This window comes from Pseudomonas sp. EA_65y_Pfl2_P78, assembly GCF_963970495.1.
Lineage (GTDB): Bacteria > Pseudomonadota > Gammaproteobacteria > Pseudomonadales > Pseudomonadaceae > Aquipseudomonas > Aquipseudomonas baetica_A.
On sequence record NZ_CAXAON010000015.1, the window covers coordinates 51,426 to 64,897 of the forward strand.

The 13,472-nt window shown below is 60.5% G+C and carries 10 protein-coding genes; 6 read left to right on the forward strand and 4 right to left on the reverse strand.

All coding sequences use genetic code 11. The features are described 5' to 3' along the window. Nucleotides 1-253: 253 nt before the first annotated feature. From xdhA to guaD, 4 genes are all read left to right on the forward strand, one after another. On the forward strand, nt 254-1,708 hold the full coding sequence (gene xdhA / locus AACY02_RS13985) for a xanthine dehydrogenase small subunit (RefSeq protein WP_339432457.1): 1,455 nt from the start codon (nt 254-256) through the stop codon (nt 1,706-1,708). Further along, entirely contained in the window at nt 1,701-4,100 is a 2,400-nt protein-coding gene (xdhB, locus tag AACY02_RS13990) for a xanthine dehydrogenase molybdopterin binding subunit (protein WP_339432458.1), read from the forward strand. The genes xdhA and xdhB overlap by 8 nt, the downstream gene beginning before the upstream one ends. A 115-nt stretch (nt 4,101-4,215) precedes the next feature. Then, nucleotides 4,216-5,073, forward strand: coding sequence for a xanthine dehydrogenase accessory protein XdhC (gene xdhC, locus AACY02_RS13995; protein ID WP_339432459.1), 858 nt, complete (start codon nt 4,216-4,218; stop codon nt 5,071-5,073). Nucleotides 5,074-5,086: 13 nt separating this feature from the next. Continuing rightward, on the forward strand, nt 5,087-6,391 hold the full coding sequence (gene guaD / locus AACY02_RS14000; protein WP_339432460.1) for a guanine deaminase: 1,305 nt from the start codon (nt 5,087-5,089) through the stop codon (nt 6,389-6,391). A 149-nt stretch (nt 6,392-6,540) separates the two neighbouring features. On the opposite strand, the gene AACY02_RS14005 is transcribed toward guaD, so the two are convergent. Continuing rightward, nucleotides 6,541-7,305, reverse strand: coding sequence for a GntR family transcriptional regulator (locus AACY02_RS14005; RefSeq protein WP_008146364.1), 765 nt, complete (start codon nt 7,303-7,305; stop codon nt 6,541-6,543). A gap of 271 nt (nt 7,306-7,576) precedes the next feature. Between AACY02_RS14005 and AACY02_RS14010 the strand changes: the two genes are divergently transcribed. After that, nucleotides 7,577-8,773, forward strand: a complete 1,197-nt coding sequence (locus AACY02_RS14010) for a benzoate/H(+) symporter BenE family transporter (RefSeq protein WP_339432461.1) — start codon at nt 7,577-7,579, stop codon at nt 8,771-8,773. A 37-nt stretch (nt 8,774-8,810) separates the two neighbouring features. On the opposite strand, the gene AACY02_RS14015 is transcribed toward AACY02_RS14010, so the two are convergent. Together AACY02_RS14015 and AACY02_RS14020 are read right to left on the reverse strand one after the other, a co-directional pair. Further along, nucleotides 8,811-9,155, reverse strand: a complete 345-nt coding sequence (locus AACY02_RS14015; RefSeq protein WP_003223308.1) for a YggL family protein — start codon at nt 9,153-9,155, stop codon at nt 8,811-8,813. Between the two features lie 51 nt (nt 9,156-9,206). Continuing rightward, nucleotides 9,207-9,347, reverse strand: coding sequence for a hypothetical protein (locus tag AACY02_RS14020; RefSeq protein ID WP_339432462.1), 141 nt, complete (start codon nt 9,345-9,347; stop codon nt 9,207-9,209). Between the two features lie 42 nt (nt 9,348-9,389). On the opposite strand from AACY02_RS14020, the gene dacB reads away from it, so the two are divergent. After that, complete coding sequence (gene dacB / locus AACY02_RS14025) at nt 9,390-10,850, forward strand: D-alanyl-D-alanine carboxypeptidase/D-alanyl-D-alanine endopeptidase (RefSeq protein WP_339432463.1); 1,461 nt, start codon at nt 9,390-9,392, stop codon at nt 10,848-10,850. 124 nt (nt 10,851-10,974) lie between these two features. On the opposite strand, the gene AACY02_RS14030 is transcribed toward dacB, so the two are convergent. Further along, nucleotides 10,975-13,365: a sensor domain-containing diguanylate cyclase gene (locus AACY02_RS14030; protein WP_339432464.1), complete on the reverse strand. Its 2,391-nt coding sequence runs from the start codon at nt 13,363-13,365 to the stop codon at nt 10,975-10,977. Nucleotides 13,366-13,472: the final 107 nt, after the last annotated feature.

Consider the following 13,472-nt stretch of genomic DNA (forward strand, 5'->3'; position numbering starts at 1 on the left):
TCTATCGATCTGCACAAGCGGCGCAGTGTAGCGCAAATGCACGGTCATGGCGGAGTGCCCACTCAGCGGTTTTTGGCACGAATCCCGCAAAAAAGCAGGGGATCCAATGAGGGTCAATACTGAATAGACACGTTGCTGATCGACGAAACGCATTTTCCTGACCTTTAAGTCAGAAAACCATTGACCGAAAAGTCAGACCTGCTAAATTCGGTTCACGTCGGTTAACAACAATAATGAGTCTGCGAGGCCTTCCGTGATCCAGTTTTTACTTAACCAGGAACTCCGTAGCGAGCACGCCCTGGACCCGAATCTGACCGTGCTCAATTACCTGCGTGAGCACGTCGGCAAATCCGGCACCAAAGAAGGATGCGCCAGCGGTGATTGCGGCGCTTGCACCGTGGTGGTCGGCGAGTTGCAAACGGATGATGCTGGCCGCGAACACATTCGTTATCGCAGCCTCAACTCGTGCCTGACGTTCGTTTCGTCGCTGCACGGCAAGCAACTGATCAGCGTCGAAGACCTCAAGCACCAAGGCGAACTGCACAGCGTGCAGAAAGCCATGGTCGAGTGCCACGGCTCACAGTGCGGTTTTTGCACGCCTGGGTTCGTCATGTCGTTGTTCGCCCTGCAAAAGAACAGCAATGCACCGGATCATGCCAAAGCCCACGAAGCACTGGCCGGCAACCTCTGCCGTTGCACCGGCTACCGGCCGATCCTCGCCGCTGCCGAACAATCGTGCTGTGGCAAGCAACCGGACCAGTTCGACGCCCGCGAAGCCGAAACCATCGCCCGCCTCAAAGCCATTGCCCCCACCGATATCGGCGAACTCAACAGCGGCGACAAGCGCTGCCTGGTGCCGCTGACCGTGTCCGATCTGGCCGACCTCTACGACGCCTACCCGCAAGCCCGACTGCTGGCCGGCGGCACCGATCTGGCGCTGGAAGTCACGCAGTTCCACCGCACCCTGCCGGTGATGATTTATGTCGGCAATGTCGCAGAAATGAAGCGCATCGAAACCTTCGACGACCGCATCGAAATCGGCGCCGCCACCGCCCTCTCCGACTGCTATGAAGCACTGAACGCCGAGTACCCGGACTTCGGCGAACTGCTGCACCGCTTCGCCTCTCTGCAAATCCGCAATCAGGGCACTCTCGGCGGCAACATCGGCAACGCCTCGCCCATCGGTGACTCACCGCCCCTGCTGATCGCCCTCGGTGCGCAGATCGTGCTGTGCAAAGGTGACACCCGGCGCACGTTGAATCTTGAGGACTACTTCATCGACTACCGTGTCACGGCGCGTCAGGAAAGCGAGTTCATCGAGAAGATCATCGTCCCGCGTGCCAGCGCCGAGCAGCTGTTCCGCGCCTACAAAGTGTCGAAACGTCTGGACGACGACATCTCTGCCGTCTGCGCCGCGTTCAACCTGCGCGTCGAAAACGGCGTGATCACTGACGCCCGCGTCGCCTTCGGCGGCATGGCGGCGATCCCGAAACGCGCCGCCCATTGCGAAGCCGTGTTGCTCGGCCAGCCGTTCAACAACGCCGTGGTCGAACGCGCCTGCGCCGCGCTGGCCGAGGACTTCACACCGCTCTCGGATTTCCGCGCCAGCAAGGAATATCGCCTGCTCAGCGCGCAGAACCTGCTGCGCAAATACTTCATCGAACTGCAAACACCGCACATCGAGACTCGGGTGACCGCTTATGTCTAACCATCACGCCGTAGAGAAGACCCAAGCTGAACTGGCTGAACTGTTCGCCAAAGACCTGACCACCGGTGTCGGCCGTAGCGTGAAACACGACAGCGCCGCCAAGCATGTGTCCGGTGAAGCGCAGTACATCGATGATCGCCTGGAATTCCCCAACCAGTTGCACCTGTACGCACGCCTGTCGGACCGCGCCCACGCGAAAATCATCAGCATCGACACCAAGCCTTGCTATGAATTCGAAGGCGTACGCATCGCCATCACCCACCAGGACGTGCCGGGCCTGAAAGACATCGGCCCGCTGATGCCGGGCGATCCGTTGTTGGCCATCGATGATGTGCAGTTCGTCGGTCAACCGGTGCTGGCCGTCGCCGCGAAAGATCTGGAAACCGCGCGCAAAGCGGCAATGGCCGCGATCATCGAATACGAAGACCTGGAGCCGGTGCTGGATGTGGTCGAAGCCCTGCGCAAACGCCACTTCGTGCTCGACAGCCACACCCACCAGCGCGGCGATTCGGCCGGTGCTTTGGCCACTGCCGAACACCGCATTCAAGGCACGCTGCACATCGGCGGCCAGGAACACTTTTACCTGGAGACGCAGATCTCCTCGGTAATGCCGACCGAAGACGGCGGCATGATCGTCTACTGCTCGACGCAGAACCCCACCGAAGTGCAGAAACTGGTCGCCGAAGTGCTCGACGTGTCGATGAACAAAATCGTCGTCGACATGCGTCGCATGGGCGGAGGTTTCGGTGGCAAGGAAACGCAAGCCGCGAGCCCGGCATGCCTGTGCGCGGTGGTCGCGCACCTCACCGGCCAGCCGACCAAGATGCGTCTGCCGCGCGTCGAAGACATGCTGATGACCGGCAAGCGTCACCCGTTCTACGTCGAGTACGACGTCGGCTTCGACAGCACCGGGCGCCTGCACGGGATCAACATGGACCTGGCCGGCAACTGCGGCTGCTCACCGGACTTGTCTGCCTCGATTGTTGACCGGGCGATGTTCCACTCGGACAACTCCTACTACCTGGGCGACGCGACCATCAACGGTCATCGCTGCAAGACCAACACCGCGTCGAACACCGCGTACCGGGGTTTCGGTGGCCCGCAAGGCATGGTTGCCATCGAAGAAGTGATGGATGCGATTGCCCGTCACTTGAACCTCGATCCGCTGGCCGTGCGCAAGGCCAACTACTACGGCAAGACCGAACGCAACGTCACGCACTACTACCAGACCGTCGAGCACAACATGCTCGAAGAAATGACCGCTGAACTGGAAGAAAGCAGCCAGTATCACGAGCGCCGCGAAGCGATCCGTCGCTACAACGCCAACAGCCCGATCCTGAAAAAAGGCCTGGCGCTGACCCCGGTGAAATTCGGTATTTCCTTCACCGCCAGCTTCCTGAACCAGGCCGGTGCGCTGATCCACATCTACACCGACGGCAGCATCCACCTGAACCACGGAGGCACGGAAATGGGTCAGGGTTTGAACACCAAAGTCGCGCAGGTCGTGGCCGAAGTATTCCAGGTCGAAATCGATCGCGTGCAGATCACCGCAACCAACACCGACAAGGTGCCGAACACCTCGCCGACCGCTGCCTCCAGCGGTGCCGACCTCAACGGCAAGGCCGCGCAGAACGCCGCCGAGATCATCAAGCGACGCCTGATCGAATTCGCCGCACGCCAATACAAGGTCAGCGAAGAAGACGTCGAATTCCACAATGGCCATGTGCGTGTGCGCGACCACATCCTGACCTTCGAAGCGCTGATCCAGCAGGCGTATTTCAATCAGGTCTCGCTGTCGAGCACCGGGTTCTACAAGACCCCGAAAATCTACTATGACCGCAGCCAGGCCCGTGGCCGCCCGTTCTACTACTTCGCCTTCGGCGCGGCGTGCTGCGAAGTGATCGTTGACACCCTGACCGGCGAGTACAAGATGCTGCGCACCGACATCCTCCACGACGTCGGCGCCTCGCTGAACCCGTCCATCGACATAGGTCAGGTGGAAGGCGGTTTCGTCCAGGGCATGGGCTGGCTGACCATGGAAGAACTGGTCTGGAACAACAAAGGCAAGCTGATGACCAACGGCCCCGCCAGCTACAAGATCCCGGCCGTGGCGGACATGCCGCTGGACCTGCGGGTGAAACTGGTGGAAAACCGCAAGAACCCGGAAGACACCGTGTTCCACTCCAAGGCTGTGGGCGAGCCGCCGTTCATGCTCGGGATTGCCGCGTGGTGCGCGATCAAGGACGCCGTGGCGAGCCTCGGTGACTACAAGCATCAACCGAAAGTCGATGCACCGGCGACCCCTGAGCGGGTGCTGTGGGGGTGCGAGCAGATGCGCCAGCTCAAGACTGTGAAAGCGGTAGAAACAGAGACCGAGCTGGCTTCGCTCTAGACCGAGGCGCGCCATTCGCGAGCAAGCCCGCTCCCACAGGAAAATGCATTCCAAATGTGAGAGCGGGCTTGCTCGCGAAGACGACTGAACAGACAACACAGATGTCGAGGTGACTATGTACAACTGGATCGACGCCCTCGCCGACCTGCAGAACCAGGGCGAACCCTGCGTTCTGGTGACGATCATCGAAGAACTCGGCTCGACGCCACGCAATGCCGGCTCGAAGATGGTGATCAGCGCGAACCAGAGCTTCGACACCATCGGTGGCGGGCATCTGGAATACAAAGCCATGCAGATCGCCCGCGACATGCTCGCCAGCGGCAAGCAAGACACTCATCTGGAGCGCTTCAGCCTCGGCGCCAGCCTCGGCCAGTGCTGCGGCGGCGCCACCGTGTTGCTGTTCGAACCGATGGGCCAGGTACAGGCGCAGATCGCGGTGTTCGGCGCCGGCCACGTTGGCCGTGCTTTGGTGCCGTTGCTCGCCAGCCTGCCGTGCCGGGTGCGCTGGATCGACTCGCGGGAGGCGGAGTTCCCCGAACAGATTCCCCACGGCGTGCGTAAAATCGTCGCCGAAGAGCCCGTGGATGAAATCGATGACCTGCCCGCCGGCAGCTACTGCATCGTCATGACCCACAACCATCAGCTTGATCTGGAGCTGACCGCCGCAATCCTCAAGCGCAACGACTTCACCTGGTTCGGCCTGATCGGTTCGAAGACCAAACGGGTCAAGTTCGAACATCGCCTGCGTGATCGCGGTTTCGACCCCAGCGTCGTGCAACGCATGCGCTGCCCGATGGGCATCGGCGAAGTCAAAGGCAAACTGCCTGTGGAAATCGCCATCTCCATCGCCGGCGAAATCATCGCCACCTATAACGCCAATTTCGGCCAGCACAGCGCCAGCGCCGAGCCGATTGCCAAACTGCTGCCCGTATCGCGCCGCAGTCAGGCCACCAAACTCAAAGCCTCAAACTGATTAGAGAACCCTCATGCCTCTGACTCGCAAAGCCTACCGCGCCGCCATCCTGCACAGCATCGCCGACCCCGCCGAAGTCGGGATCGAAGCCTCCTACGAATATTTCGAGGACGGCCTGCTGGTGGTCGATGGCGGCAAGATCAGCGCCCTCGGCCACGCCAGCGAACTGCTGCCGACCCTGCCGGCAGACATCGAGATCACCCAGTATCAGGACGCGCTGATCACTTCGGGCTTCATCGACACTCACATCCACCTGCCGCAGACCGGCATGGTCGGTGCCTACGGCGAGCAACTGCTGGACTGGCTCAACACTTACACCTTCCCGTGCGAAAGCCAGTTCGGTGACAAAGCTCACGCCGATGATGTGGCCGATATCTTCATCAAGGAACTGCTGCGCAACGGCACCACCACCGCGCTGGTGTTCGGCAGCGTGCACCCGCAGTCAGTGAACTCTTTCTTCGAGGCGGCCGAGAAGCTTGACCTGCGCATGATCGCCGGCAAAGTGATGATGGATCGCAATGCGCCGGACTACCTGACCGACACCGCCGAATCGAGCTACGTCGAAAGCAAGGCACTGATCGAGCGCTGGCACGGCAAGGGTCGTCTGCACTATGCGGTCACGCCGCGTTTCGCCCCGACCAGTACCCCGGAACAGCTTGGGCTGGCGGGGCAACTGCTGACCGAATACCCCGAGCTGTACATGCAGACCCACATCAGCGAGAACCTCAAGGAAATCGAGTGGGTCAAGGAACTGTTCCCGGAGCGCAAGGGCTACCTGGACGTTTACGATCACTACAACTTGCTCGGCGAGCGCTCGGTATTCGCTCATGGCGTGCACCTGTGTGACGACGAATGCGCACGGCTGGCGCAAACCGGCTCGGCGATCTCGTTCTGCCCGACCTCGAACTTCTTCCTCGGCAGCGGCTTGTTCAACCTGCCGATGGCCGAGAAGCACAAGCTGAACGTCGGCCTCGGTACTGACGTCGGCGGCGGCACCAGTTTCTCGCTGCTGCAAACCCTGAACGAAGCCTACAAAGTGATGCAACTGCAAGGTGCGCGCTTGAGTCCGTTCAAGTCGCTGTACCTGGCGACCCTGGGCGGCGCGCGGGCACTGCGCCTGGAAGACAAGATCGGCAATCTGAAACCGGGCAGCGATGCCGACTTCCTGGTGCTGGACTACAACGCCACGCCGTTGCTCAGCTATCGCTTGAAGCAGGCCAACAACATTGCCGAGACGTTGTTTGTGTTGATGACGCTGGGCGACGACCGGACGGTGCAGCAGACGTATGCGGCGGGTGCTTTGGTGCATCAGCGCTAAGTCTTTCAGGCATAAAAAATCCCCCGGAGGTGCTCACCCCGGGGGATTTTTATTGCCTGTCAGTACACCTTCGCGAGCAAGCCCGCTCCCACATTTGAAATGCATTCCCCTGTGGGAGCCTGCTCGCGAAGGGAGTGACTCGGTCTACTTTAGAGCTTGGCCGCAGGACGCCCCGGCTTCTTGGTCTGCAACAAATGCGAGAACACCGCATGCAGGTCATCCGACGCACTCTCCTCATCGAGGTTGAGCTTGCTGTCGATGTGGTCCATGTGGTGCATCATCAAGTCCACCGCCAGCTCAGCGTTGCGCGCTTCGATGGCGTCGATCAACTGGGTGTGCTCGTCGTAGGAGCAATGCGAGCGGTTGCCGCTTTCGTACTGGGCAATGATCAGCGAAGTCTGCGAAACCAGGCTGCGCTGAAAACTGATCAGCGGAGCATTCTTTGCCGCTTCGGCGAGTTTCAGGTGGAATTCACCCGAAAGACGAATACCGGCGCCGCGATCACCACGGGAGAAGCTGTCGCGCTCGTCATTGACCATCTGACGAAGTTCTGCGATCTGCTCGGCGGTGGCGTGTTGCACCGCCAGTTCAGTGATCGCACGCTCGACCAGACGCCGTGCCATGAACACCTGGCGGGCTTCTTCAACGCTCGGGCTGGCAACCACGGCGCCACGGTTGGGTCGCAACAGCACCACACCTTCATGGGCCAGACGCGACAGCGCGCGGCGAATGATGGTGCGGCTGACCCCGAAGATCTCCCCCAGCGCTTCTTCGCTCAACTTGGTGCCGGGCGCCAGACGCTGTTCGAGGATGGCCTCGAAGATATGCGCGTAGACAATATCGTCCTGGGTGCCGCTGCGGCCGGCTTTGCCTGCTCGCGGTTGTTTCTTGAGGGGTTGCAACTGTTCGTTCATGGGCACTCGAGTCGGGAGAACTGCGGCGAATAGACCGTGACTGTAATACGGCACAGTAGGTCGCTGGCAAGTATCGCGTAAAAAACAGCGCGATTGTACACAATGGATGGTGGCAACACGACTGTATGGCTGTTTGTGACCTCGGCTGTATTGCAACGATCCGTTACGTTTGAGTTTAGGCTTGTTCGCAGAATCCGCAGCCAGAACACAACTCCCACAGGGGTTCAGGGTAATTGCGCACATCTTCATCTGTATAAGGAACACCGCCGTCATGAACGACGCCACCTACACCCGGCTGCGCCCTCTCGCCGATACTTCGCCATCGGCTATCGTCGCCGGTTTTATCGCGATGATGACCGGCTACACCAGTTCACTGGTGCTGATGTTCCAGGCCGGGCAAGCGGCGGGTTTGAGCAGCGGGCAGATTTCCTCGTGGATCTGGGCGATTTCGATCGGCATGGCGGTGTGCTCGATCGGTCTGTCGCTGCGCTATCGCACGCCCATCACCATCGCCTGGTCGACGCCCGGTGCGGCGCTGCTGATCACCAGCCTTGGCGGTGTCACCTATGGCGAGGCCATTGGCGCCTACATCACCTGCGCGGTGCTGGTGACGATTTGCGGCCTGACCGGCAGCTTCGAACGCCTGGTGAAAAAGATCCCGGCATCACTGGCGGCGGCGTTGCTGGCGGGGATTCTGTTCAAGATCGGCAGCGAAATCTTCGTCGCCGCGCAACACCGCACCGGGCTGGTGCTGGGGATGTTCTTCACCTATCTAGTGGTCAAGCGCCTGTCGCCACGTTACGCGGTGCTCGCCGCGCTGCTGATCGGCACCGCGCTGTCGGGCTTCATGGGCCTGCTGGATTTCAGCGGTTTCCATCTGGAAGTGGCGACGCCGGTGTGGACCACGCCGCACTTCTCGCTCGCGGCGACCATCAGCATCGGCATCCCGCTGTTCGTGGTGGCGATGACCTCGCAGAACATGCCCGGCATCGCCGTGCTACGCGCCGACGGCTACACCGTCCCGGCCTCGCCACTGATCACCACCACCGGCATCGCCTCGCTGCTGCTGGCGCCGTTCGGTTCCCACGGCATCAACCTCGCGGCCATCAGCGCGGCGATCTGCACCGGGCCGCACGCCCATGAGGATCGCAACAAGCGTTATACCGCCGCAGTCTGGTGCGGAATTTTCTACGGGATTGCCGGCGTATTCGGCGCCACATTGGCGGCGTTGTTTGCGGCACTACCCAAAGAATTGGTGCTGTCGATTGCTGCGCTGGCACTGTTTGGCTCGATCATCAACGGGCTGAGCATCGCCATGAGCGAAGTGAAGGAACGTGAAGCGGCGCTGATCACCTTTATGGTCACGGCGTCGGGGCTGACGCTGTTTTCCATCGGTTCGGCGTTTTGGGGGATTGTGGCGGGGGTGGTGACCTTGCTGATCCTCAACGGGCGCAAAACCCAGGCATAAAAAAACGGCGACCCGAAGGTCGCCGTTTTTTTCAGTATCACTTAGCCGCGTTGATCGGCTTTTCCGGATACCAAACGTCCAGCAGCGGGCTGACGGTCATACCGGTCAGTTCGCTACGGTTTTTCAGCCAGGCTTCAACAGCAGCGCGCTGCTCTTCGTTGACCGAGCCACGCTTCTGCAGGCATACCAGACCGAAGTCGTCGCCGCCAACATAACCCAGACCGTTGGCTTCCATGGCTTCTTTGATGAAGGCTTCTAGGAACGCGTCAATGGCTTCTTCGGACAAGTCTTCTTTGAAGTCCAGGTTCAGTTCGAAACCCAGCTCTTGAAATTCATCAACGCACAGTTTTTTGCGCAGACGCTGGGAACGGTTAGTCGCCATTGGAACAATCCTCTTAAGTAATAACGGCCGGCACTTTACCAGTTTAAAACGTCAATTGCCCGCCTCTGTGGACACAGCGCCCGACCGCCTGTAAAAAAATAAGCCGTTGGCCGCCTCCAGCACGGCACAAGCGGTAACACCTTGGGGCATAATGCCGACACTTTCATGACCACTGAGGGCTTTTTCATCCATGTCCTCGCCTTTTTTCCCCTCTTCTGCAGGGTTTTATTTCATATGATCAAATCGTTGCGTCCTCTATTTCTCGCCGGCCTTCTTCTGCCATTGGCCCTGCCTGTTTCTGCTGCCACGATCAATACCGCCCTCACCCCCAACGTCGAAAAAGCGCTCAAGGCCAGCAAGTTGCAGCCCAGCGCTTTGTCGCTGGTGATGGTGCCGCTCGACGGCCCGGGTACCCCGACCGTGTTCAACGCTGACGTATCGGTCAACCCGGCCTCGACCATGAAGCTGGTCACGACTTACGCGGCGCTGGAAATGCTCGGCCCCAACCATCAATGGAAAACCGAGTTCTACACCGACGGCGACCTGAGCGGCGGCATCCTCAATGGCAACCTGTACCTCAAGGGCGGCGGCGATCCCAAGCTGAACATGGAAAAACTCTGGCTGCTGATGCGCGACTTGCGCGCCAACGGCGTGACCCAGATCACTGGTGATCTGGTGCTGGACCGCAACTTCTTCGTGCAGCCGCAACTGCCGGAATTCAACGATGACGGCAACGATCAGAACAAGCCGTTTCTGGTCAAGCCCGATTCGCTGCTGGTCAACCTCAAGGCCTTGCGCTTCGTGGCGCGCAATGACGGTGGCCGGGTGCTGATCTCGGTGGAACCGCCGATTGCCAGCATCCACATCGAAAACACCGTCAAAGCCCTCAATTCCAAGCAATGCACCGGCGGTGTGCGTTACAACCCGGTGCCGCAGGCTGATGGCAGCGTGACCGTGACCGTCGCCGGCCAATTGGGTGACGGTTGCAGCTCGCAGACTTACCTGTCGCTGCTCGACCATGCGACTTACACCGCCGGCGCCGTTCGGGCGATCTGGAAAGAACTGGGTGGCAGCATTCAGGGCAAGAATCGTCTGGCGTCCACCCCAAGCAACGCCAAACTGCTGGCCCGCGCTTATTCGCCGGACCTGGCGGAAATCATCCGCGACATCAATAAATACAGTAACAACACCATGGCCCAGCAACTGTTCCTAAGCTTGGGCCAGAAGTACCGTAACGACGCCGACGGTGACGATGCCAAAGCCGCTCAGCGCGTGGTGCGTCAGTGGCTGGCAAAGAAAGGCATTACCGCGCCGCACCTGGTGATGGAGAACGGCTCTGGTCTGTCCCGTGCCGAACGGGTCAGCGCCCGTGAAATGGCGAACATGCTACAAGCGGCCTGGCATAGCCCGTACGCCGCCGAGTACATCAGCTCGCTGCCGATCGCCGGTACCGACGGCACCATGCGTAAACGTCTGAAGACCACCGCCATGCGCGGCGAAGCCCACATCAAGACCGGCACTCTGAACACTGTGCGGGCGATTGCCGGCTTCAGCCGCGACGTCAACGGCAACACCTGGGCGGTGGTGGCGATCCTCAACGACAAAGCGCCGTTTGGTGCGTCGTCGGTGCTGGATCAGGTGCTGCTGGATCTGTATCGCCAGCCGAAAACGGCGCAGACCGCTTCCGTGCTGTAAGCACACTGCCGAACCTGTGGGCGCAGGCTTGCCCGCGAAGACGTCAGTTCAGTCAGAACGCTATTGGCTGACATTGCGCCTTCACGAGCAAGCTCGCTCCCGCTGGGGATTAGCGCCCACAGGTTTAATTCATCTGCCGCTCGACACGATCCCGTCCGCCCTGCTTCGCCGCGTAAACCCCTGAATCCGCGCGCAGCAATAGCGAATCAGCCCCCTCTCCCGGTCGCCAACTGGCGATACCGAAACTCGCGGTGACCACGCCAACCACATCCACCGGCGCGCTGCGAAGGCCCTGCCACAACTTCACGGCCAACCTGTACGCGTGTTCACCGTCGATGTCCGGACACAGCACCATGAACTCCTCACCACCCAAGCGGCAAAACACATCCGTACGCCGCAACCGGTGGCCAATACGCTCGCACACGGCTTGAAGCACCCGATCACCCACCGCGTGACCATACTGGTCGTTGATGCGCTTGAAATGATCGATGTCGAGCATGATCACCGACAGCTCGCCACCACCCCGCTCAACCCGAGCCATTTCGCTGGTCAGTCGTTCCTGGAAGTAGCGACGGTTGTGAATGCCGGTCAACGAATCTGTCACCGACAGTGCTCGCAGTTCCTCCTGCACTCGCTTGAGGTCGGAAATGTCTGAAATGTAGCCGTGCCACAGCACGCCCCCGCCCGGCAGCTCTTCGGGCGTCGCTTCACCGCGAACCCAGCGCACGCCGCGCTCGGGTAGCTGCACGCGGTACTCCTCGCGCCATGGGCTGAGGTTTTCAGCCGACGCACGAATCGATTTGCGCACGCGGGTGATGTCCTGCGGGTGAATGCGAGAAAAGACCGCCTCGGCGTCGAGCAACAGCACGTCCGGCTCAAGTTCGTAGATTTCCCGGATGCCGTCGCTGGCGTAGATCACGCTGAAACGCCCACCGAACTCCATTTTGAATTGATAGATGCCGCCCGGGACATGGGCACTGAGCTTCTTTAACAACACGTCCCGCGCCGCCAGTGCCTCGTGCACCCGCTTGCGTTCGGTGATGTCGATGCAGATCGCCAGATGCCCGACCCAAAGGCCTTGCTCATCGAGAACCGGTGTTGCGAGCATGTTCACCGGCAAATGACTGCCGTCGTGGCGTACCAGCGTCCATTCACGCGCTTCGTGACCGCCCACTTCTCCCCCCTCGACCAACATCGCCTGACAGGTCGGAATGGTCTTGCCATAGCGCGCGCTCAACTCGGCAGAGCGCGCCGTCAACTCACGCGAAAGGTGCAGGTTTTCCAGGGTCATGTGGCCGACGACATCGGCGCTGCTGTAGCCCAGCATCTGTTCCGCACCCGGGTTGAAAGTGTTGATCACGCCGCGCAAATCAGTGGCGATAATCGCTACTTGCGTGGCGGCATTCAGCACGCCACGCAACTGGCCGTGGGCGCCGCGCAGCTCCTGCTCGCGGGCATGCAGTTCCCGGGTGCGTTGCTCGACCAGGCGCAGGGCTCGTTGACGCTGACTGACCAGTACGTAGAGCAAGGCACTGAGCAAAAGACTGAGCATCGCCCCCAGTACCACCAGGCTGCTGATGGAGGAGTGATTGGCCTGCAGGAACGCTTCGCTGGGCTGCATTTCAACCTGATAGTCGTGGTCAGCCAGGCGCAACAGCCGGGTCGATTCCAGATCGCTCGCCCCGGGTTTGTTCGCCGATTCGTACAGCACCTCGTGTTGCTCGGCGGTGGAGAGGTCGAGAATGCGCACCGTCAGGAAATCATGGTTTTCTTCAGGCAACCCGTCCGCGAGCAACTGACGCATGCTGATCACCGCCATGACGTAGCCTTGCGGCATTGCGCCCGGCGCGCCTGCGCGGTTGACCGGCGCCAGCAGCAATACTCCCCGCGCATAGGCCGGCTCGATGCTGACCAGATGCAACGGTTGCGAGACGGCCATACGGCCGGTGTGATCGGCGCGCTCCAGCGTTGCACGGCGCAGCGGCTGCGCCAGCAGGTCATAACCCAACGGGGCCGGCAAGCGACTCTGGGTCTGGGTGTAGAGCACCGGCACGTACTCGGCGCGATCCCCCGCCACTTGCAACTGGCCGTCGGCGCTCAGTTCGCGAAAGGTAAAGGTGCTCAAGCCCTCGTCACGGACCGCCTGCTCCAGCGCAAGTCGCTGTGCACGCGGCACGCGAGGGGCATAGGAATAGGCTTGAGTGCGCAACAGCAGGGGCTTGGCATAACCATCGAACTCGGCGCGGGACACCGATTGGGAGTTGACGAAGAAGCGGCGCAAGCCGTCCAGGCGCTGTTCCTGATCCTGAAAGCGCTCTTCGATGCGGCTGTAGCGTTCATTGGCCAGCAGTTGAAAACGCTGATGCAATTGTTGCTGCAACTGATTGAGGGTCGCCCAGGCGAGCAGCCCCGTGAGAATCCCGCCGGCGAGCAATACCAGCATCGCGACCAGCCAGGCCGAGACGTCTTCGCTGATAAAACCCAGAATCTTCGGGCGCACGGGGTGCAACGACATAAGGGCCACTCACTACGCCACTATTGCGGAAAACGCCATTGGCCATGAGTGAGTTATAGCTATTAGCCACTAATTTGGCTAGCACTGAGAGAATCCAAGAGCCTTTA

Coding starts and splice junctions, on each gene's coding strand:
- AACY02_RS14005 (WP_008146364.1), bottom strand. CDS start 7,305: ATGAACGAACAGTTGCAACCCCTCAAGAAACAACCGCGAGCAGGCAAA.
- guaD (WP_339432460.1), top strand. CDS start 5,087: ATGCCTCTGACTCGCAAAGCCTACCGCGCCGCCATCCTGCACAGCATC.
- AACY02_RS14020 (WP_339432462.1), bottom strand. CDS start 9,347: ATGGATGAAAAAGCCCTCAGTGGTCATGAAAGTGTCGGCATTATGCCC.
- AACY02_RS14030 (WP_339432464.1), bottom strand. CDS start 13,365: ATGTCGTTGCACCCCGTGCGCCCGAAGATTCTGGGTTTTATCAGCGAA.
- AACY02_RS14010 (WP_339432461.1), top strand. CDS start 7,577: ATGAACGACGCCACCTACACCCGGCTGCGCCCTCTCGCCGATACTTCG.
- AACY02_RS14015 (WP_003223308.1), bottom strand. CDS start 9,155: ATGGCGACTAACCGTTCCCAGCGTCTGCGCAAAAAACTGTGCGTTGAT.
- dacB (WP_339432463.1), top strand. CDS start 9,390: ATGATCAAATCGTTGCGTCCTCTATTTCTCGCCGGCCTTCTTCTGCCA.
- xdhB (WP_339432458.1), top strand. CDS start 1,701: ATGTCTAACCATCACGCCGTAGAGAAGACCCAAGCTGAACTGGCTGAA.
- xdhC (WP_339432459.1), top strand. CDS start 4,216: ATGTACAACTGGATCGACGCCCTCGCCGACCTGCAGAACCAGGGCGAA.